General features: G+C 59.4%; 21 protein-coding genes. 7 read left to right on the forward strand and 14 right to left on the reverse strand.

Going from position 1 to position 20,924, the window contains the following annotated elements; all coding sequences use genetic code 11:
• Positions 1–21: 21 nt before the first annotated feature.
• A complete protein-coding gene (locus tag ACR0NZ_RS12085; protein ID WP_480519163.1) occupies positions 22–1,011 on the reverse strand; it encodes a methylenetetrahydrofolate reductase in 990 nt (329 codons plus the stop codon).
• The gene (locus ACR0NZ_RS12090) at positions 1,008–1,589 is read right to left on the reverse strand and encodes a methylenetetrahydrofolate reductase C-terminal domain-containing protein (protein WP_480519165.1); all 582 of its coding nucleotides are present in this window, start codon (positions 1,587–1,589) and stop codon (positions 1,008–1,010) included. Before ACR0NZ_RS12090 ends, ACR0NZ_RS12085 begins: the two co-directional genes overlap by 4 nt.
• Before the next feature lie 261 nt (positions 1,590–1,850).
• On the opposite strand from ACR0NZ_RS12090, the gene ACR0NZ_RS12095 reads away from it, so the two are divergent.
• The 3 genes from ACR0NZ_RS12095 to ACR0NZ_RS12105 are packed head-to-tail and all read left to right on the forward strand — an operon-like array spanning position 1,851 to position 4,287.
• Positions 1,851–2,783: a bifunctional riboflavin kinase/FAD synthetase gene (locus ACR0NZ_RS12095; RefSeq protein ID WP_480519267.1), complete on the forward strand. Its 933-nt coding sequence runs from the start codon at positions 1,851–1,853 to the stop codon at positions 2,781–2,783.
• Positions 2,780–3,253, forward strand: a complete 474-nt coding sequence (locus tag ACR0NZ_RS12100) for a YcgN family cysteine cluster protein (protein ID WP_480519167.1) — start codon at positions 2,780–2,782, stop codon at positions 3,251–3,253. The genes ACR0NZ_RS12095 and ACR0NZ_RS12100 overlap by 4 nt, the downstream gene beginning before the upstream one ends.
• On the forward strand, positions 3,253–4,287 hold the full coding sequence (locus ACR0NZ_RS12105; RefSeq protein WP_480519169.1) for a threonine aldolase family protein: 1,035 nt from the start codon (positions 3,253–3,255) through the stop codon (positions 4,285–4,287). The genes ACR0NZ_RS12100 and ACR0NZ_RS12105 overlap by 1 nt, the downstream gene beginning before the upstream one ends.
• Here the strand turns inward: ACR0NZ_RS12105 and ACR0NZ_RS12110 are convergent.
• Together ACR0NZ_RS12110 and ACR0NZ_RS12115 are read right to left on the reverse strand one after the other, a co-directional pair.
• Entirely contained in the window at positions 4,274–5,089 is an 816-nt protein-coding gene (locus ACR0NZ_RS12110) for an alpha/beta fold hydrolase (protein WP_480519171.1), read from the reverse strand. The genes ACR0NZ_RS12105 and ACR0NZ_RS12110 overlap by 14 nt on opposite strands.
• Before the next feature lie 14 nt (positions 5,090–5,103).
• Positions 5,104–5,706, reverse strand: a complete 603-nt coding sequence (locus ACR0NZ_RS12115) for a DsbA family protein (RefSeq protein ID WP_480519173.1) — start codon at positions 5,704–5,706, stop codon at positions 5,104–5,106.
• Between the two features lie 107 nt (positions 5,707–5,813).
• Here ACR0NZ_RS12115 and ACR0NZ_RS12120 point away from each other — a divergent pair, with 107 nt between their 5' ends.
• Positions 5,814–6,833: a ribose-phosphate pyrophosphokinase gene (locus tag ACR0NZ_RS12120; protein ID WP_480475441.1), complete on the forward strand. Its 1,020-nt coding sequence runs from the start codon at positions 5,814–5,816 to the stop codon at positions 6,831–6,833.
• A gap of 105 nt (positions 6,834–6,938) precedes the next feature.
• Complete coding sequence (gene rpiB, locus ACR0NZ_RS12125; RefSeq protein WP_480476904.1) at positions 6,939–7,388, forward strand: ribose 5-phosphate isomerase B; 450 nt, start codon at positions 6,939–6,941, stop codon at positions 7,386–7,388.
• A 28-nt stretch (positions 7,389–7,416) separates the two neighbouring features.
• Here rpiB and ACR0NZ_RS12130 read toward each other — a convergent pair whose 3' ends face one another.
• The 7 genes from ACR0NZ_RS12130 to ACR0NZ_RS12160 all read right to left on the reverse strand — a co-directional run bounded on the left by ACR0NZ_RS12130 (position 7,417) and on the right by ACR0NZ_RS12160 (position 13,774).
• Positions 7,417–7,767 (reverse strand): H-type lectin domain-containing protein, encoded by a 351-nt coding sequence (locus ACR0NZ_RS12130; RefSeq protein ID WP_480493596.1) that lies wholly within the window; start codon positions 7,765–7,767, stop codon positions 7,417–7,419.
• Between the two features lie 114 nt (positions 7,768–7,881).
• Positions 7,882–8,292: a F0F1 ATP synthase subunit epsilon gene (locus ACR0NZ_RS12135; protein WP_209504801.1), complete on the reverse strand. Its 411-nt coding sequence runs from the start codon at positions 8,290–8,292 to the stop codon at positions 7,882–7,884.
• Positions 8,293–8,304: 12 nt separating this feature from the next.
• Positions 8,305–9,729, reverse strand: coding sequence for a F0F1 ATP synthase subunit beta (atpD, locus tag ACR0NZ_RS12140; protein ID WP_480475437.1), 1,425 nt, complete (start codon positions 9,727–9,729; stop codon positions 8,305–8,307).
• A 20-nt stretch (positions 9,730–9,749) separates the two neighbouring features.
• Positions 9,750–10,625, reverse strand: a complete 876-nt coding sequence (locus tag ACR0NZ_RS12145) for a F0F1 ATP synthase subunit gamma (protein WP_480482282.1) — start codon at positions 10,623–10,625, stop codon at positions 9,750–9,752.
• Positions 10,626–10,637: 12 nt separating this feature from the next.
• Positions 10,638–12,176, reverse strand: coding sequence for a F0F1 ATP synthase subunit alpha (gene atpA / locus ACR0NZ_RS12150; protein WP_480475432.1), 1,539 nt, complete (start codon positions 12,174–12,176; stop codon positions 10,638–10,640).
• On the reverse strand, positions 12,177–12,737 hold the full coding sequence (locus ACR0NZ_RS12155) for a F0F1 ATP synthase subunit delta (RefSeq protein ID WP_480519175.1): 561 nt from the start codon (positions 12,735–12,737) through the stop codon (positions 12,177–12,179). It abuts the gene before it with no gap.
• A gap of 302 nt (positions 12,738–13,039) precedes the next feature.
• Complete coding sequence (locus tag ACR0NZ_RS12160; RefSeq protein WP_480493592.1) at positions 13,040–13,774, reverse strand: class I SAM-dependent methyltransferase; 735 nt, start codon at positions 13,772–13,774, stop codon at positions 13,040–13,042.
• A gap of 61 nt (positions 13,775–13,835) precedes the next feature.
• Between ACR0NZ_RS12160 and gloB the strand changes: the two genes are divergently transcribed.
• Positions 13,836–14,603: a hydroxyacylglutathione hydrolase gene (gene gloB, locus ACR0NZ_RS12165; protein WP_480519177.1), complete on the forward strand. Its 768-nt coding sequence runs from the start codon at positions 13,836–13,838 to the stop codon at positions 14,601–14,603.
• A 174-nt stretch (positions 14,604–14,777) separates the two neighbouring features.
• On the forward strand, positions 14,778–17,102 hold the full coding sequence (gene clpA, locus ACR0NZ_RS12170) for an ATP-dependent Clp protease ATP-binding subunit ClpA (RefSeq protein ID WP_480493588.1): 2,325 nt from the start codon (positions 14,778–14,780) through the stop codon (positions 17,100–17,102).
• Positions 17,103–17,347: 245 nt separating this feature from the next.
• Here the strand turns inward: clpA and ACR0NZ_RS12175 are convergent, their stop codons facing one another.
• The 3 genes from ACR0NZ_RS12175 to ACR0NZ_RS12185 form a co-directional block, all read right to left on the reverse strand.
• A complete protein-coding gene (locus ACR0NZ_RS12175) occupies positions 17,348–19,090 on the reverse strand; it encodes a peptidoglycan -binding protein (protein WP_480519179.1) in 1,743 nt (580 codons plus the stop codon).
• A gap of 3 nt (positions 19,091–19,093) precedes the next feature.
• Entirely contained in the window at positions 19,094–20,272 is a 1,179-nt protein-coding gene (locus ACR0NZ_RS12180) for a biopolymer transporter ExbB (RefSeq protein WP_480482292.1), read from the reverse strand.
• A gap of 69 nt (positions 20,273–20,341) precedes the next feature.
• Positions 20,342–20,872 (reverse strand): gamma-glutamylcyclotransferase, encoded by a 531-nt coding sequence (locus ACR0NZ_RS12185; protein ID WP_267365629.1) that lies wholly within the window; start codon positions 20,870–20,872, stop codon positions 20,342–20,344.
• Positions 20,873–20,924 lie beyond the last annotated feature (52 nt).

A 20,924-nucleotide genomic window follows, 5' to 3' on the forward strand; every position in this document is an offset into this window, starting at 1 on the left:
ACTGAGTTTTGCCTGTGCCTTTCAGGACGGGCGGGCGCGTTTTCGCCCTTTCAACGCACCGGATTCCAGGATGATCTCTGACACCACGTGTTCACGCCTGTAGGCCATCACATGAACGCCAGACACCCCCGCGATATCGCGGATCTGCTGGATCAGTTCGATACAGATCTTCTTGCCCTCGTCAGCTGGTTTTTCGGCTTTCTCCATCCGCTCGATTACCTGATCGGGGATGTGAATGCCGGGAACATTGCTGCGCATCCAGCGAGCTGCACGCGCTGACGCGATCGGGCCGACGCCCGCGATGATGAACACTTTCTTGTCCAGTCCCGCATCGCGCACACGCGCCATAAATTTCTCGAACAGCGGAATGTCGTAGATGTAATTGGTCTGAATATACTCAGCCCCGGCCTCAACCTTCTTTGCCAGACGATCAGGTCGCCAGTCATAAGGCGGTATGCAGGGGTTTTCGGCAGCACCAAGGAACAGTTGCGGCGGGCGCGTGATCTTACGACCAGAAAGGAACATTCCCTGATCGCGCATCGTGCGGATCGTCCGCAACAGGGTCAGGGAATCGAAATCGAATACCGGTTTTGCCCCCGGCTGATCCCCGACGCCGACGCCGTCGCCGGTCAGGCACAGCACGTTACTGACGCCCAACGCCGCAGCCCCCAGAACATCGCCCTGAATGGCAATCCGGTTCCGGTCGCGGCAGGAAATCTGATAGACCGGAGAATAACCCGCGCGCGTCAGCAAGGCACAAATCCCAATCGAGGACATATGGCAGTTCGCGCCCGAAGCATCGGTTGCATTGATCGCGTCAGCCACTTCGCCAAGCGGTTGGGCCGCCTGAAAAACATCCTCGGGGTCGGCACTGTCGGGTGGGTTCAACTCGGCGGTGACTGCGAAACGGCCTGAACGGAGCACCTTCTCCAACCGGCTGTGCGACACATGTCCTTGGGGAACCGGAACATAGCCAATCGGCTCCACCTCGTTGCGATGGGTATCACTCATTTCTTCAGTTCCCGGTTTATCGCGTTGGGTGGTTCGGCGGCCAGTGGTGCCGCAGAAGGTTCATTCTCGCGCGCTTCGGGGAATGCCTCGGCCAGCGCCAACCGGGCTGCATCCCGGGTCTCGCGCTCGTGCGCTGCAATCTCGCGGCTGACCCGCAGCCAGGATGACGAGCCTTTCAACGTGTGCTCCACCGGCGGAAGAACTTCTTTTATCTTGTCGGCTCCGTGCCGCATGCGGCTGGCTCCGTTCCAGGCCAGGGCCCAGACGCATTTCATATCCGGCTTCACCTCGCAAAACTCGCCGGGACGTACGCCGCCACATGGGCCATTGCGCAATTGCTTTGGGCAGTTCATCGGGCAGGACATTCCGGTGGATGACAACACGCATTGCCCGCACATCTTGCAATCAAACAACAGGGTTTTGACGCCCTTCTCGACCAGTGCAATGGGGCGTTCGACGCGGTTATATCCGATCTTTGCAAATATCGGGTCCATCGCGACCATGCCGCGTTCGACACATTTATAGATCCACTCGAAAGTGCGGGCATGACGAATCGCGAACAGTCGCATTCGGTACATGGGTCTGCCTCCTGTGCTGGGTTCATTCGAACCTCGCCGGGCTTTGATCCGGTGCGCCTTAATCCAGGGAACCGGATTTTCAGTCTAAACCCGGAGTTTTTTTTGAATCAAGCGGTTGGAGGCGCTTGGCCTGAAATACTTGGATTGGCCTCATGCATTTTCCCGGCCAACTGAAATGTTCAAAGCTCAGTCACAGGATCGCATTCTTGGAATTCAAACTGCCGCTTGAACAAATTGACTCGCGCCGCTACGCAATCGTCTATGCACATCATCCGGGATATCCAGTTCGTCCAGCCAGAAGATCGCGGCGCCAGCGTGGCAATCGGGAATTTCGACGGCGTTCATTTGGGGCATCAGTCGGTCATTGAACTGGCCCGTAATGCAGCGCCGGACGCGCCGCTGGGTGTGTTGACCTTCGAGCCGCATCCGCGGGAGTATTTTGCGCCTGACGCGCCTCCGTTCCGCCTGATGCGGGGCAATGCGCGAGCGCACCGGCTGGAGAAGCTGGGCGTAGAGAAGCTTTATGAACTGCCGTTCAACGCCGCGCTGGCCGGGCTTTCGCCAATGGAGTTTGCGCGCAACGTGATCTGCGACGGGCTGGGCCTGTCGCATGTCGTGGTGGGTGCCGATTTCTGCTTTGGCAAGGGCCGCAGTGGCACGGCGCAGGATCTGGTGAAGTTCGGGCAGGACATGGGGTTCGGTGTGACGATTGCGCCTTTGATGGAACGGTCGGAAAATGTTGTATCCTCAACCGCCATTCGCACCGCGCTGAGCGACGGCCGCCCACGGGACGCAGCCGCGATGCTGGGACACTGGCACCGGATCGAAGGCGAAGTGATCGGGGGCGAACAGCGCGGGCGCGAGCTGGGCTTTCCCACCGCGAACATGTCCATCGAAGGGCTGCATCCGCCAAAATTCGGTGTCTACGCCGTACTGGTGGATGTGTTGGATGGGCCGCATAAGGGCAGCTATCACGGTGCGGCCTCGATCGGGGTGCGCCCGATGTTTAACGGCCAGGTGCCCAATATCGAAACCTTCCTGTTCGACTTTTCGGGCGATCTGTACGGGGCGACCCTGTCGGTGGGTCTGATCGACTTTCTGCGCCCCGAGATGACATTCGACGGGCTGGAGAGTCTGATCACGCAGATGGATGCCGACTGCGAACAGGCCCGCGGTATATTGACCGCCCTATGAGTGTTGATCCGATTGAACGCGCGGGCCTGCCTGCCCGGTTTTGGGAGCGCAAACCCCTGCGCCAAATGAACCAGCGCGAGTGGGAGGCGTTGTGTGATGGCTGCGGCAAATGCTGCCTGAACAAGCTGGAAGATGAAGACACGGGCGAGGTGGCCCTGACCTGCGTCGCATGCCGCTTGCTGGATGACGAAAGCTGCCGCTGCGTACAATACGACATCCGGCATCAATTCGTGCCCGAATGCATCGTCATGACCCCCGACAATATCGACGAACATGCCTATTGGTTGCCGCAAACCTGCGCGTATCGGTTGCTGTGGGAAGGCAAACCGCTTTACGACTGGCACCCGTTGATATCTGGTACAGCGGACAGTGTGCACGCTGCCGGGATCTCGGTTCAGGGGCGCACGGTGTCTGAGTTTGAGACACCCATGGAAGAGTGGGAAGATTACATAATCGAGGAGCCAAGCTGATGCATTTCGCGTCTGACAATTCCGGGCCGGTTCATCCACAGGTCATGGCCAGGCTGGCCGAGGTCAATCAGGGCTATCAGATGGCCTATGGCGCGGATACGCTGATGAACGAGGTGCGCGACCGTATCCGCAGTATATTCGAGGCTCCGGGTGCTGCGGTCTATCTGGTGGCGACCGGGACAGCAGCGAATTCGCTCGCCCTTGCAACATTGTCAAAGCCTTGGGAAACGGTCTTCTGTTCCCCAGTCGCGCATATCCACGAGGACGAATGCAACGCACCGGAGTTTTACAGCGGCGCCAAGCTGACCCTGGTACCGGGCGGAGACAAGATGACCCCTGAGGCTTTGCGCGGGTCAATTCTGGGCGAGGAAACACGCGGTGTGCATGGGCCGCAGCGCGGACCCGTGTCGATCACACAAGTGACCGAGCGCGGATCGGTCTATTCGCTGGCAGAGTTGCAGGCCCTGTGCGAGGTCGCCAAGACTTACGGCCTGCCCGTGCATCTGGACGGCGCGCGCTTTACCAACGCGTTGGTTGCGCTGAACTGTTCCCCTGCGGATATGACATGGAAAGCAGGTGTAGATGCTGTCAGTTTTGGTGGCACCAAGAACGGTCTCATGGGTGTCGAGGCGGTTGTGTTCTTTGATGAAAGCAAAGCCTGGGAGTTTGAGCTGCGGCGCAAGCGCGGGGCGCATCTGTTTTCCAAACACCGCTATCTGTCCGCTCAGATGGCGGCCTATCTGGAAGACCACCTGTGGCTGAAGATGGCGCGTCAGGCCAATGACAACTGCGCCCGCTTGGCCGAGGGGTTGCGCGCCAAGGGGGCCGCATTTCTGTACGAACCGCAGGCCAATATGATCTTTGCCTCATTCCCACGCGCGAAGCACAAGCAACTGCACAAGGCAGGCGCGGTTTATCACCTTTGGGGTGCAGAGCTGGAAGGCGAGGATAACAACGAAAACCTCGCGTGCAGGCTGGTTTGCGACTGGTCCATCGGAGCGGCGGAGATCGATCAGTTTCTCAATCTGCTTTGACGCCTAACGGGGCGTTGGTCTGCCAGAACGCCCGCAGCAAAGCGCCGGTTTCATCAGGGTGTGAAATCGGCAGCATGTGCCCTGCGCCGTTTATGCGTTCATGGCGCGCATCAGGCAGGCGCCGTTGCAGCCCTGCGCAAATCGCGTGGATCACTGGCGGCGTCTCTGACCCGCTCAGCAACAGGGTCGGCATCGATGCGCGCCGGAGCCGATCCGGGTCAAGCAACCCTGCCTGATCGTCATAGAGCACAGGGTGCACAGCAGGAACCGCATCGATTCCACGCACCATATTTGCCCGCGTGCGCTCGGGCAAATCAGGCCATTTGGGGCTGATCTTCGTGCTCCACGCCCTGTTGAACAGGCGCGCGGCCAGAGCCTTGTCACCAGATTCGAAGGCCGCACTGACTGGCTCGGAGTCCCGTTCGTGCTGTTCGAACAACAGCGGCGCATCCTGTTTCGCAACTGCAAAGAACACGGGTTCGATCAGGATCAGGCTGCGCACGCGCTCGGGATGCTCAATTGCCAGCCTGAGTGCGATCATCGCCCCAAAGGAATGCCCGATTACATCCATGGGTTCCGTCAATTCAGCCAGGGCCGGTTTGGTCACTGCGTCAAAGAAATCACCCTGCCCGTCCCAATCCGGGCTGCGCCCATGCGACAGCATATCCGGGGCAACAAATGTCGCACAGCCATTCAGCGCACTGGCCAAACCAGACCAGGCACCGGAATGCGCAATCGTGCAATGGAGGGCGAGCAGTTTCCGCTCCCCCTCACCCAAGTGCCTGACGAAAACGGATTGCATCGTGGCCCTGACCGTCACCCGTTCATCTCGGCCAGATGCCGATCCAGATCGTCCAGCCTGTCCTGACCCCAGAACCGCTGGTCGTCGGGCGTGATGTAGAACGGTGCGCCGAAGACACCCCGGTCCACGGCTTCCTCGAGGTTGGCGGCGTAGGTTTCTGCGCCCACCAGCAAGCCGCTGTCTGCCAGACCGGGATCAAACCCGGCTTGCGTCAGACATTCGCGGATGACATCGTCCTGTGCGATATCCTTTTCCTCGGCCCAGCAGGCGCGAAGGAAGCTATGACACAGCTTACCCACATCGCCCGAGCCGTCCTTGATCGCGGCAATAACCGCATAAGATGACGGGGCCATGTTGGTCGGCCAGTGCGCGGGTTTCAGATTGAACTCCATCCCCAGATTCTTCGATTGGCGCAGCAGCTCCTGTGCGCGGTACTCGATACGAGAGATATGCCGGTCTTTCGGAGGGGTCCCCCCGGTGCGCGCGAACAGGGCGATAATGTCCAGCGGCTTATAGTTGATCGTCGCGCCGTGTTTCGCCGCGATTTCTTCCAACCGCATCCCTGCCAGATAGGAATAGGGCGAGAGTGTCGCAAAAAAGTAGTCAATCTGGGTCATGTGCACTTTCTCCGCTGCGTTACCTTTGCGGGACGGTAAGGCCATGCTAAGCGGTGTCAACATCACGATTCTGTCACATTGCCATTGCTGCCCGGGGACCTCAGCCGATGCCGACACTTCACGAACCCAAGCTTATCGCTGGGAACGCCAACCTTCCGCTTGCCCAAGCCATCGCACGCCGCATGAGCCTGTACCGAGGCGTTGATCAGGGTCTGGTCGATGCGCGTGTCGAACGGTTCAACGACGGTGAGATTTTCGTGGAAGTGTTCGAAAATGTGCGCGGCGAGGATATGTTCATTATCCAACCGACCTCGAACCCGGCCAATGACAACCTGATGGAACTGCTGATCATCGCCGATGCGCTGCGCCGGTCGTCCGCGCAGCGGATCACCGCCGTGATCCCGTATTTCGGGTACGCCCGTCAGGACCGTCGCACCAAGGCCCGCACGCCCATCAGCGCCAAGCTGGTGGCCAACATGTTGACAGGGGCCGGGATCGAACGGATCCTGACCATGGACTTGCATGCGGCCCAGATTCAGGGCTTTTTCGATATGCCCGTGGACAACCTTTATGCCTCGCCCATCTTTGCGCTGGATGTGAGGCATCAGTTCAAGGGAAATCTGGATGAAATCATGGTCGTTTCACCTGACGTGGGCGGCGTGGCCCGCGCGCGTGAACTGGCCAAGCGGATCAACGCCCCTTTGTCGATCGTGGACAAGCGCCGCGAGAAAGCGGGCGAAGTGGCCGAGATGACCGTGATCGGGGATGTGAAGGACAAGATCTGTCTGATCGTCGACGACATGTGCGACACCGCCGGAACGCTGTGCAAGGCAGCGCAGGTGCTGCTGGATAACGGTGCGAAAGAGGTTCATTCCTACATCACGCATGGCGTCATGAGCGGCCCTGCGGTGGAACGGGTGACAAATTCGGTGATGAAGTCGCTGGTGCTGACCGACACGATCCAGCCAACCAAAGAGATTTTGGGCGCCAAGAACATCCGCATTGTTCCGACCGCGCCTATCTTTACGCAGGCGATCCTGAACATCTGGAACGGAACCAGCGTGTCATCCCTGTTCGAAGACAAGACGCTGACGCCGATCTACGAATCCATGTACCAGATGGATTGAGTTTGGACGGGTCGACAGAATGTGTCGTCCCTTTCTTTTTGAACCACCGGTTGCGCACAAGTCTGCCTCATGCGCGCGATCAGCGACACAAGCGGACCGATCTCCATGACTGGCAACAAACGCATTGTTCTTTCCAGCGACCACGCGGCTATCGAGCTGCGTCAGGCCGTGGCCAACCACATCGCGCAGCAAGGCTGGGACGTGGTCGATATCGGCCCGACGACCCATGAAAGCACCCATTACCCCAAACACGGCAAGGCCGCGGCACTGGCCGTAGCCTCGGGTGATTGCGGATTGGGGATTATCCTCTGCGGCACGGGTCAGGGCATCATGATGGCCGCAAACAAGGTGCCCGGCATTCGCTGCGGCGTCTGTTCGGACGCGTTTTCCGCCCGGATGATCCGCCAGCATAACAATGCCAATATGCTGTCGATTGGCGCGCGTGTTGTCGGCGAAGGACAGGCGCTGGATATTGTGGATGCGTTTCTGGGTGCCGAATTTGAAGGCGGCCGCCACGCCACACGGGTCGACATGATCGAAGCGCAGGACGACTGAGGCCTGCGCCTGTCCTGCAAGCCCAGGATCAGGAAATGTCCCAGTCGTCCGGGTGCGCCACCTCTCCAAACGCGGTCCAGCTGATCCGGATGCGGGCAATCCGCGTGTCGGACCAAGTCCGAAACACCGCTTCAAACCCTTCTGTGGTGACATTTTCTGCCTGAACCTCGGCGCGCAGGGCTGATGATGTGTCGACATCCCAAAGGGAAATCCCGATCTGAACAATGGGCGGGCTAAGAAACGTGTCCTTGAATTGGATGGGTTTCCGACGTTCGCGGGGGCCTTCGCCAGTCCACATGTCCCCGCCTTCGGCAAATTCCGAAAACAGAACACTTTCACCTTGATCGATGCCAATGGGATGGGTCAGAAATTTTTTCATGTATTCATCATTATACTTGAATTTCCGCAACTTATCCCTGCTTTTTGGCAAAAGCACGACAAAAAAACGGCCCCGCAATCGCGAGGCCGTTCCAATTTTTCACTGTTAAGCCAATTACAGGCTCATATGCGTCCCAAGCGCTTCCATGTCGGCCAGCAGCTTGGCGGCTTCGTCGACGATCGACATATCGTCGCCGCCCTTTGCCGCTTCGTGCGAGGCGCGTGCCTCGGCAATCAGCTCGTCCATATGCGAACGGGTGATTTCCGAAACCGGAACCGCCTTTTCGGCCAGAACCGACAGGCTGTCGCCGTTGATCTGGGCAAACCCGCCGGTGACCAGGTATTCGCTGGACCCTTCGGGTGCCTCAACCTTCAGCAGACCGGGGCGCAGCGTTGTGATGGTGGGGGCGTGATCGGGCATCGCCGTCATGTCCCCGTCTGCGCCGGGAATCTGGACCGCGGTGACCTCGAGCGAAGCTAAGCTCCGCTCGGGGCTGACGAGGTCGAAATGCATCGTGTTTGCCATCAGGGATACTCCTTAGGCGGCTGCTGCTGCCATTTTTTCGGCTTTGGCGATCACTTCGTCGATGCCGCCAACCATCAGGAAGGCTGCTTCGGGCAGGTGATCGTATTCGCCAGCCACAACGGCCTTGAACGACGAGATGGTGACATCCAGAGGAACCTGAACACCCGGCGATCCGGTGAAGACCTCGGCCACGTCGAACGGCTGCGACAGGAAGCGTTCGATCTTACGGGCACGGGCCACGGTCAGCTTGTCCTCTTCCGACAGTTCGTCCATGCCGAGAATGGCGATGATGTCCTGCAGCGACTTGTAGCGCTGGAGAATTTGCTGAACGTCGGTCGCAACCTTGTAGTGCTCTTCCCCGACGATGGCCGGGTCGAGCAGGCGCGAGGTCGAGTCGAGCGGGTCAACCGCAGGGTAGATACCCTTTTCCGAGATCGCACGGTTGAGAACGGTGGTCGCGTCGAGGTGCGCAAACGAAGTTGCCGGCGCGGGGTCGGTCAAGTCGTCCGCAGGCACGTAGATCGCCTGCACCGAAGTGATCGATCCGGCCTTTGTCGAGGTGATGCGTTCCTGCAGGGCGCCCATGTCAGTGGCCAGTGTCGGCTGGTAGCCCACAGCGGACGGGATACGACCCAGCAGAGCCGACACTTCGGAACCCGCCTGCGTGAAGCGGAAGATGTTGTCGACGAAGAACAGAACGTCGGTACCAGACTGGTCGCGGAACTGCTCGGCCAGGGTCAGACCGGTCAGAGCAACACGCGCACGCGCACCCGGAGGCTCGTTCATCTGACCGTAAACCAGGGCCACCTGGCTTTCCGACAGGTTGTCCGGCTTGATCACGTTCGATTCGATCATCTCGTGGTACAGGTCGTTGCCTTCACGGGTCCGTTCACCAACACCCGCAAACACCGAGAAGCCCGAGTGCACTTTTGCGATGTTGTTGATCAGTTCCATGATCAGAACAGTTTTACCAACGCCGGCGCCGCCAAACAGGCCAATCTTACCGCCTTTGGCGTAAGGGGCCAGCAGGTCAACCACCTTGATGCCGGTGACCAGAACTTCCGACTCGGTCGACTGTTCGGCAAAGGTCGGTGCGGGCTGGTGGATAGCGCGAACTTCGGTCGCCTCTACCGGACCTTTTTCGTCGATCGGCTCGCCGACGACGTTCAGGATGCGGCCCAGGGTGGCATTGCCAACCGGAACCGAGATCGGTGAACCGGTGTCGGTGACCACTTCGCCACGGACCAGACCTTCGGTCGCGTCCATCGCGATGGTGCGGACAGTGTTTTCACCCAGGTGCTGAGCAACTTCCAACACCAGGCGCTTGCCATTGTTGGTGGTTTCCAGCGCGTTCAGAATTTCAGGCAGCTGATCTTCGAAGTGCACGTCGACGACGGCCCCGATGATCTGTGTGACTTTGCCTTTTGCATTCGCCATGTTTCGTCTCCGGTTTGTCTCTACAGCGCCTCAGCGCCGGAAATAATTTCAATCAGCTCGTTGGTGATCACGGCCTGACGCGAGCGGTTGAACTGGATCGTCAGCTTGTCGATCATCTCACCCGCGTTGCGCGTCGCGTTGTCCATTGCGGACATCCGCGCGCCCTGTTCAGACGCTCCGTTTTCGAGCAGAGCCGAGAAGATCGCGGTCGCAACCCCCTTGGGCAGCAAGTCGGCCAGAATGGCCTCTTCGCTGGGCTCGTAGTCGAAGATGGCACCGCTGTCGTCACCTTCCGATTCCTCGAACGAGGCGGGGATGACCTGCTGTGCCGTCGGGATCTGGGTCACAACGTTGACGAACTTCGAATAGAAGATCGTGGCAACGTCGAACTCGCCCCCGTCGAAGCGGGACAGGATGTCCTTTGCGATGTCCTGCGCGTTGGAATAACCCAGACGCTTGACCTCACTCAGGTCCACATGCCCAACGAACAAATCGCCAAAATCACGCTTGAGCGCGTCACGGCCTTTCTTGCCGACGGTCAGGATCTTGACCGTCTTGCCCTTGCCGCGCAGCTCTTCCGCCTTCTGGCGGGCCAGCTTGGCGATGTTCGAGTTGAAGCCGCCACACAGGCCGCGTTCAGCTGTCAGCACAACCAGCAGATGGACATCATCACTGCCCGTACCACGGAGCAGCTTGGGGGCGCTGTCGCTGCCCCCAACCGACGCCGCCAGCCCCGCCATCACGGCATTGAACCGCTCGGCATAAGGGCGCGAGGCTTCGGCAGATTCCTGGGCGCGGCGCAGTTTTGCGGCCGCGACCATCTGCATGGCCTTGGTGATCTTGCGGGTCGATTTGACCGACTCGATCCTGTTTTTAAGGTCCTTCAGACTAGGCATCGGAACCTCCTATCAAGCGAAGGTCGCGGCGTATTCGTCGATCGCTGCTTTGAGTTTGTCGGACGCTTCACCTTTGATCTTTGGATCTTCGTCGGTGATCCACTTCAGCAGGTCTGCGTGCTTGCCGCGCAGATGCGCCAGCAGACCGGCCTCGTAGCGGCCAACGTCAGATACATCGATCTTGTCGAGATAGCCGTTGGTGCCAGCGAAGATGACGCAGACGATTTCCGCGTTGGTCAGCGGCGAGTACTGCGGCTGCTTCATCAGCTCGGTCAGGCGCGCACCACGGTTCAGAAGCTGCTGGGTTGCGGCGTCGAGGTCGGAACCAAACTGCGCAAAGGCCGCCATTTCGCGATACTGAGCCAGTTCCAGCTTGACCGGACCGGCAACCGATTTCATCGCGTCGGTCTGAGCCGACGAGCCCACACGCGAAACCGACAGACCGGTGTTCACAGCAGGACGGATGCCCTGATAGAACAGTTCGGTTTCCAGGAAGATCTGACCGTCGGTGATCGAGATCACGTTGGTCGGAATAAAGGCGGAAACGTCACCACCCTGGGTCTCGATAACCGGCAGAGCCGTCAGCGAACCAGCACCGAAGTCTTCGTTCAGCTTTGCCGAACGTTCCAGCAGGCGGGAGTGGAGGTAGAAAACGTCACCCGGATAGGCTTCGCGGCCCGGCGGGCGACGCAGCAACAGCGACATCTGACGATAGGACACGGCCTGTTTCGACAGGTCATCATAGATGATCAGCGCGTGACGGCCATTGTCACGGAAATATTCTGCCATCGCGGTTGCGGCATAGGGTGCCAGGAACTGCATCGGTGCCGGGTCGGACGCGGTTGCGGCGACAACGATCGAATATTCAATCGCACCGGATTCTTCCAGTTTCTTCACCAGCTGGGCAACGGTCGAACGCTTCTGACCGATCGCAACGTAAACGCAGTACAGTTTCTTCGACTCGTCGTCGCCCGCTGCTTCGTTATAGACTTTCTGGTTCAGGATGGTGTCCAGAGCCACGGCGGTTTTACCGGTCTGGCGGTCACCAATGATCAGCTCGCGCTGGCCACGGCCAATCGGGATCATCGCGTCAACCGATTTCAGGCCGGTTGCCATCGGTTCGTGCACCGATTTACGCGGAATGATACCGGGTGCTTTGACGTCTGCAACGCCGCGCTTGGTGGCATTGATCGGACCTTTGCCGTCCAGCGGGTTGCCCAGACCGTCAACAACACGGCCCAGCAGCTCGTCACCGATTGGAACGTCCACGATCGAGTTGGTGCGCTTGACGGTGTCACCTTCTTTGATGTCACGGTCAGAACCGAAGATAACGACACCGACGTTGTCGCTTTCCAAGTTCAGCGCCATCCCCATGATGCCGCCGGGGAATTCGACCATCTCACCGGCTTGAACGTTGTCCAGGCCATATACACGGGCAATCCCGTCACCGACGCTCAACACGCGACCGATCTCGGCCACTTCGGCTTCCTGACCAAAATTCTTGATCTGGTCCTTCAGGATTGCAGAAATCTCTGCAGCTTGGATTCCCATTTATCCGACCTCTTTCATTGCATTCTGTAGGGAGTTCAGCTTCGAACGGATCGAACTGTCGATCATTTTCGAGCCCACTTTGGCGACAAGACCGCCGATGAGGCTTTCATCAACGGTCGCATTGATAGTTACGGTCTTGCCCACACGCTCGGACAGCGTCTTGGACAGTTTTTCCAGTTGTGTCTTGGTCAGCGCCTTGGCCGAGGCGACATCGGCGGTCACTTCGCCACGCTCATCAGCCAGCATGTCACGCAGCACCTGCACCAGTTGCGGCACAACAAACAGGCGGCGTTTCTGCGCCATCAGACCCAGCGTATTGCGCAGGATGGCGTTCAGGCCCATCTTGTCAGCAATTGCGGTGATCGCAGCTTCCTGCTGAGTACGCGAAACCAGCGGCGATGCGATCAGGTCGCGCAGGTCGGCACTGTCGCCCAGTGCTGCTGCCAGATCATTGATGCCGGATTCCAGACCCGCAAGGTCATTATTCTCTTTTTCGATCTCGAAGATCGCGGTGGCATAGCGCTCGGCGATGCCTGTGGAAATCGAAGCTGGTTCGGACACGTCCACCCTTCCGATATTTGAGGCCCCGATTTTGGGTAGCGGCCGCTACCTTGGGGCGTGAGGAAACCCCGGCCAGACGGTCGGGGATCAAAATCACCGGGGATGTAGCAGAGGTGAACCAACCAAGCAATACGCTATAGCGGTAACAGATTTATCCACAAAATGTTAATTTTCATACACTTACACCAAGTGCGACCGTTTGGACCGGTCGCGGCAGTTGAAAAATGTTACGAATATGCAGGTTTTTGCGATTCCTGTGACTTTTTTCTCGCGAATTTGTCACTTTGGGATGCACACGGTTGTCACGCAGGCTTTAGCAGACCGTCAAGCGCCTTGATCGGCTTCCTGATGGCATGTTTGGTGACATTGCCCCGGGGCGGATGAATGTTCTTTGTGACCTCGACCATCAACACCCCGCCCGCCATGACAGTTGGAATACGCTGGCCGGTTTTTTCGATCAGACTGCCCGACTTCAACCAGAACCGCCGGAAGGACGGCGGCATGTAAAGAGCCGAGCAATGCGCCTCGGGCAGGAAGTAGTGCGACCTGAGCTGATTTTCCAGCTGAGTGGCGGAATAGGGACGGCCAAAGCCAAATGGCGTTTTGTCCGTGCGTGACCACAGACCCGCCCGGTTCGGAACAATGAACACGGCCCTGCCACCGGGGCCCAGAACGCGCCAGCATTCCTCCAGCAGCTGGTTTGGCCGCTCGGACGTTTCCAGCCCGTGCATCACCACAAGCTTGTCCACGTGACCGGTTTCAATGGGCCACCGGGTCTCTTCCGTCAGGACCGAGACATTGGGCATCCCCGCAGGCCAGGGCATCACACCTTGCGGGCCGGGCATCAGCCCGATGACCCGGCGCGCATCGGCCAGGTAAGGGCGCAACAGCGGCACGGCAAAGCCAAAACCGGCAACTGTCTGACCTTTGGCTTCGGGCCAGAGCTCGGTCAGCCGCCCGCGAATAGCCGCCTGTGCCGCGCGCCCAAGGGTGCTGCGGTAGTAGAAGTTCCTCAGATCCTGCACATCAAGATGCATTGCGGACATCCGGTCAATCGGCTTAGCTGGGCGCAGTCTAGCAATGAAAGGGCAAAAGACCATGCCTCTTGAAATCGTTACAATCCCGTGCCTCAGCGACAATTACGCCTTTCTGGCCCATGACAGCGGCAATGGCCAGACTGCGCTGATTGATGCGCCCGAAGCCGCGCCGATTCTTGCAGCGCTGGAAGATCGGGGATGGACGTTGTCACATGTGCTGCTGACCCATCATCACTGGGATCACGTTGAAGGGCTGGCCGAAATTCTGGCCAAACACCCTGCAAAGGTCATCGGTGCTGCCGCCGATGCGCACCGCTTGCCCCCGCTGGACCAGCGGGTTGCCGAAGGCGACAGCTTTGAGGTCGGTGGCGAACCGGTCGCGGTGATGGACGTTTCGGGGCACACGGTTGGTCATATCGCGTTTTATCTTCCGCAAAGCGCGGTAGTCTTTACCGCTGACAGCCTGATGGCCCTCGGGTGTGGGCGTCTGTTCGAAGGCAGCCCGGCGCAGATGTGGGCGTCGCTGAGCAAGCTGGCCGCTTTGCCGGACGACACTCTGGTCTGTTCGGGGCATGAATATACACAATCCAACGCAAAATTCGCCATTACCGTCGATCCCGAGAACACCGCGTTGAGACAGCGAATTGCCGATATCGACCGCGCCCGCGCCGCTGGCGAAGCCACTGTTCCGTCGATTTTGGCGCTTGAAAAAGCCACCAACCCGTTCCTGAGGGCCACTGATCCGGCGATTCAGGCCCATCTTGGTATGGCAAACGCCGATCCTGCGGCGGTTTTCGCCGAAATCCGGGGTAGAAAAGACAGGTTCTGATGCTTATTTGCCCCTCTTCACGGCCACGGTCACAACAAATGTGACTGTCAAGTGAAAGAAAACCCTTGAAGCCGGGCCACGATCAACCAAACTCTAATAGTATGAGGACATGGTTGGGATGGGGTTCCGGCCGAAAGCCCGCCCCCTTCTGACCCAAGACAGAGGAGCACCCGCGTGCCTTCATTCTCGAGCACACTGGAACAAGCCATCCACGCGGCCCTTGCGGCTGCGAATGAACGGCGACACGAATTTGCAACGCTGGAGCATTTGCTGCTGGCGCTTCTGGAAGAACCCGATGCGGTGCGCGTCATGAAAGCGTGCAGCGTCGATCTGGACGAGTTGCGCAGCACTCTGGTTGAGTTCATAGACGAAGATCTTTCAAATCTGGTCACGGATATCGACGGGTCCGAAGCCGTACCGACGGCAGCGTTCCAGCGCGTCATTCAGCGCGCCGCGATCCATGTGCAAAGCTCGGGCCGGACCGAAGTGACCGGTGCCAATGTACTGGTCGCCATATTTGCCGAGCGCGAAAGCAATGCCGCCTATTTCCTTCAGGAACAGGACATGACCCGGTACGACGCGGTCAATTTCATCGCCCATGGCGTGGCCAAAGACCCCGCTTATGGTGAAAGCCGGTCGGTGTCCGGTGCGGATCAGGTAGAAGAAGAAGCTCAGACAGGATCCGGCGACACGGAACAAAAAGAAAGTGCGCTTGGGAAATACTGCATTGACCTGAACGCGAAATCGCGCGCGGGTGATGTCGATCCGCTGATCGGGCGCGCGGATGAGGTGGAACGCTGTATCCAGGTGCTGTGCCGCCGCCGCAAGAACAACCCGCTGCTGGTGGGCGATCCGGGCGTGGGCAAAACCGCCATTGCCGAAGGTCTGGCGCACAAGATCGTCGCCGGAGAAGCCCCAGATGTCTTGGCAAACACCACCATCTACTCGCTGGACATGGGTGCGCTGCTGGCCGGGACCCGTTATCGCGGCGATTTCGAGGAACGCCTGAAAGCGGTTGTAACCGAGCTGGAAGAGCACCCCGACGCGGTGCTGTTCATCGACGAAATTCACACCGTGATCGGTGCCGGTGCAACCTCGGGCGGGGCAATGGATGCCTCGAACCTGCTGAAGCCTGCGTTGCAGGGCGGCAAGCTGCGCACCATGGGCTCGACCACCTACAAAGAGTTTCGCCAGCATTTCGAGAAGGACCGCGCTCTGTCGCGCCGGTTCCAGAAGATCGATGTGAACGAACCTTCGGTTGAAGACAGCGTCAAGATTCTGCGCGGTCTGAAACCCTATTTTGAGAAGCATCACGACATCAAATACACCGCTGATGCGATCAGAACCGCAGTCGAGCTGTCGGCACGTTACATCAACGACCGCAAGCTGCCCGACAAGGCCATCGACGTGATTGACGAAGCTGGCGCGGCGCAGCATCTGGTGGCGGAAAGCAAACGGCGCAAGACCATCGGGGTCAAAGAGATTGAGGCCGTGGTTGCCAAGATCGCCCGCATCCCGCCCAAGAACGTCACCAAGGACGATGCCGAGGTGCTGAAAGACCTCGAAGCCTCGCTGAAACGGGTGGTGTTTGGGCAGAATCTGGCGATCGAGGCGCTGGCCAGCGCAATCAAACTGGCGCGCGCCGGCCTGCGGGAGCCTGAAAAGCCCATCGGCAACTATCTGTTTGCCGGTCCGACCGGTGTGGGCAAGACCGAGGTGGCGAAACAGCTGGCGGATACGCTGGGCGTTGAACTGCTGCGTTTCGACATGTCGGAATATATGGAGAAACACGCGGTCAGCCGTCTGATCGGCGCACCTCCTGGATATGTCGGGTTCGATCAGGGGGGCTTGCTGACCGACGGTGTCGACCAGCATCCACATTGTGTGTTGCTGCTGGACGAGATTGAAAAGGCACACCCGGACGTGTTCAACATCCTGTTGCAGGTGATGGACCATGGCGAGCTGACTGACCATAACGGCCGTACAGTGAACTTCCGCAACGTGGTGCTGATCATGACCTCGAACGCGGGGGCGCAAGAGCAGGCCAAGGCCGCGATCGGGTTCGGTCGTGACCGTCGAGAGGGCGAAGACACTGCCGCAATTGAACGCATGTTCACGCCGGAATTCCGCAACCGTCTGGATGCCGTGATCTCGTTCGCGCCGCTGCCGAAAGAGGTCATTTTGCAGGTGGTCGAGAAATTCGTCCTGCAACTGGAAGCCCAACTGCTGGATCGTGGTGTGACCATTGATCTGACACCCAAAGCCGCCGAATGGCTGGCGGACAAAGGGTATGACGACAAGATGGGTGCGCGCCCGCTGGGCCGTGTCATTCAGGAATACATCAAGAAACCGCTGGCCGAAGAGTTGCTGTTTGGCAAGCTGGCAAAAGGCGGTGTGGTCCGTGTCTCGGTCAAGAAGGGTGATCTGGATCTTGAGATCCTTGGCCCGGATCAACCGCGCATTTCGGGTGACAAGCCTCCGCTTCTGACGGCAGACTGATCGCCCGCCGCATCAAACAGAAAACCCGCCTACCAAGGCGGGTTTTTTTTCGTTTCGCCCAACACAGAAAAGGACTCATCCACTCGATCGGGGTCGCGTTAGCGTCTCGGTTATACTGCGTGTGAAACGCCTGTCTGACATGTGCCGCCTTGATTCTCCAACGGCTCTGGTCACTGTGGCCGGTATCGCCAATAACCGGTTGCGGGGCGGCGGCTTGTTTTCGTGGCTACTGAGGGCCAGAGGCTTTACCTTTCGGTCAGCTTCAACTCGATCCGACGGTTTTGCGCGTGTGCCTCCGGCGTATCAGCGGGGTTGACGGGCTGGAATTCGCCAAACCCGTTGGCTGCAAGGCGGTTGGGCGGAATGCCCAGCGCGTCAACCATATAGCGCACAACCGACAGCGCGCGACCCTGGCTGAGCTCCCAGTTGTCGCGATACCGGCCCGACCCCGCCAGAGGAACGTTGTCGGTGTGGCCGTCGACCCGGATCACCCAGTTCAGACCGGGCGGGATTTCAGCAGCGACACTGCGCAGGATGCTGGCCACCTTGGCGACCTCCTGCTGCCCTTCTTCGGACAGCACGGCGGACCCGGTCGGGAACAGAACCTCGGACGAGAACACGAACCGGTCGCCTTCGATGCGCACCCCTTCCTGACCGCCAAGGACATCCCGCAAACGACCAAAAAATTCCGAGCGATAGCGTTGCAGATCCTCGGCCTGTGCCGCCAATTCCTGGTTCTGCCCGGCCAGTGCCTCGGCCTCGGCCTCAAGACGCAGGCGTTCCGCTTCTTCCAGTAGACGTCGCCTGCGTTCTTCGGATGCGGCACGGGCCAGCGCTGCGTTCAGGTCCTGCCCTAATGTCTGAATCTGCACCTCGGCGGCGGCGTTGCGTTCTTCGAAATCGTCTAGCAGCGACTGCAAGGAGCCCAATTGCCCGCGCAAGGCGGCGATCTGCAGGTTCAGCAGTGCGGCTTCTCGCTGCGCTTCGACAGAGATTTCTTTTTCTTCCGAAAGCGTCGCATTGGCGAGGTCCAACAAGGCCTGCCGCTGCTCGGCCAGAGAGCGTTGCGCATCAGCATCCGCCTGCGCTTGCGTCTGCGCCTGCAAAGCGGCTTCAAGCTGGGCCCGCAGTTCATCCGGGTTCACGTCGCCAAACTGACGCTCCAACGCGGCACGCGCCGCCTGTGCTGCGGCCAGCAGGGTGAGTGTGTCTTCGGCCTCTTTGCGTTGCGCTTCCAGAGCAAGTGTCATGGCCGTCAGCTCGGCATCGGCATCCAGAAGGCGGTTACGCAACGCCTCGGCGGCGGCGGCTTCGGCCAGACGGGCGGCTTCTTCATCGCTGAGCTGCTGTTCAAGGGTGGTGATCTGGGCGTCCCGGTCGGCGCTGCCTTGCTCCAGATCCGCCACCAGCGCTTCCAGTGCTTCACGACGGGCAGCGGCCAAACGGGCGGCTTCGGTCTGTGCGTCGATTTCCTCGCGGCTTTGGGCAAGGGCCAGGTTCAACGCCTCTTGCTCGGTCAGCAGTTTCGCGCGCTGCGATTCAAGCACTGCAATATCACCCAGTGCCCGTTCCTGTTCGGCCAGCAGGGCTGCTACCTGCGCTTCAAAATTGGTGATCCGGGTCTGCGCCTGATCCAGAGCGGCAGCCTGGCGGTCGCGCTCGGTGGTCAGTGACGCGATCAGTGACTGGGCTTGCGCCAGATCGTCTTCAGCCTGAGACAGGGTGGTATTCAACGCCCCAAGGCGCGCCTGCAACCGGCTGTTTTCGCGTTCTTCCAGCCCCAGCGCACCCGCCAGCGCCGCGATTTCGTCAGCCAATGTGGTCAGTTCGTCTTCCTGACCCGAGATGGTTTCGCGCAGCACAAACTGGATCACCATGAAGATGGTCAGCACAAAGGTCAGCACCATCAACAGCCCCGTCATCGCGTCGACGAAACCGGGCCAGACCGAGCCCTGGAACCGTTGACCGGTGCGGCGGGACAGCGCCATGGGCTATTCTCCTTCCGGCGTGGTGCGTACCGCACCGCGCGGCAGGGTCAGCGCCTTGACCAGCAGTTCAATATCCTTGCGGAACTCATTCATGCTTTCCTGCCGGCCCGCCGAAATCTCTTCGAGGATACGCAGCAGCTGCACATCCATCGAGCGCAGGCGCATCCGGCTTTCGGCGTCGATACCTTCACCCGCACCGTGATCGCGCATGTGATCCAGCAGGGCTTCCTGACCCAGCGCCACGCGTTCCAGCGCCGCCGTAACACTTTCGGTATTGGCCTGACGGTTGTTCATCTCACCGATCACATCGACCAGCAAACCCAGCTTGGCGGAAACCTCGGCCCGGTCGCTTTCCTGCGCAGAGAACAGATCCTGCAAGGCATCCATCTGTTCGGACATGGCGTCCAGCACCGGCGTGAGCACGGCAATTTCGGCACCGCCTTCTTCTCCACCCGCGAAACCTAAGCGGGTGATCGAAGACAGCCATTCTTCAAGCTCGCGATAGAAGCGGTTCTGCCCGTGCCCTGCAAAAACTTCGAGCAAGCCGACGATCAGCGACCCGGCCAGACCCAACAGAGACGATCCGAACGCAACACCCATCCCCTGCAATTGCGCCTCGAGCCCGGTCATCAGGCGGTTGAAAACGGCCAGCCCTTCCTCGCCCTCCTGCGGGTTTAGGCTGCGGATGGTATCGACAATGGCCGGCACGGTTGTCGCCAGTCCAAAGAACGTACCCAAAAGACCCAGATAGATCAGCACGTTGGTGATATAGCGGGTGATTTCACGCTCTTCCTCGACCCGTTCGGCCACAGAATCCAGAATGGAGCGGGTCGAGGTCGAACTGATCTGCGACCGCGCACCCCGTTCGCGCAGCAATGAGGCCAGAGGTGCCAACAATTGCGGTGTGCGGGCGTCTTCACGAACAACACCGCCAACGAATGCCTCGATCCAGCGCACGGACCCGATCAGTTGTGTCACCTGATAGAAACAGGCAAACACGCCGATCAGGAACACCATCAGGATGAAGCCGTTCAGGTACGGGTTGGCGAAGAACACCGGCAACACATAGGGCAGCGCCAGAAACACACCCAGCCCGGACAGGCCGATCGCCATCAACATCAACAGAATCTGTCGCGTTGGATGCGAGAAATGGGGTCTCGCGCCCTGATGTGCCTGCGCCATGCGCGTGGTTCCCGGTATTTGCCTGCTCTGCGTCGAAACTAGCGAAATTCCACTGGTGACGCCAAGAGTTTATGCGGTAATACTGCGCACCCGTTGCGCCAACCACTCAAGATCGGGGTCGCGCAGGCCGATCTCGGCCAGATGTTCGGCAGTGTTGTAGAGGTATTCATCATTCGGGCCGCGTCCGCCAACCGCGTGGGCGATGATCCGGGCCTGATCCTCCAAAGGCATGCCGCCGCAGTATTGCACATGGTCGGCATCGATCACATAGGTCACGGCGTTGACGATGTCGCCATTTTCCAGATGCACATCCAGCATACGTTCGACATAGGCCGACGAGATCAGCTCGCGCTCGCGCAGTTCGTGCAGGGTGCGGTCTTCGTGACCGGTTTCAACCGCAAGGGCCAAACCGGTGCAGATCGCGTTTGCCTGTTCGTCCAGCGCCAGCACCAGACCCGGTTCTTCTTCGGTTCCCCGGTGGTGGATCGAGCTCATGCAGAAGGACCGGGCATAGCCATGCAGTGTCGCGCGTTCGCTGCGTGCGACCGGAAAGCCCGGATTCCACAGCAGCGATCCATAACCGAAAACCCACATCGTCATTGCACTGGTCCTTGCCCGTTTGGGCCTATAAACATCAATTCCGAGGCAGGAA

The organism is Ruegeria sp. AE3 (genome assembly GCF_056542225.1).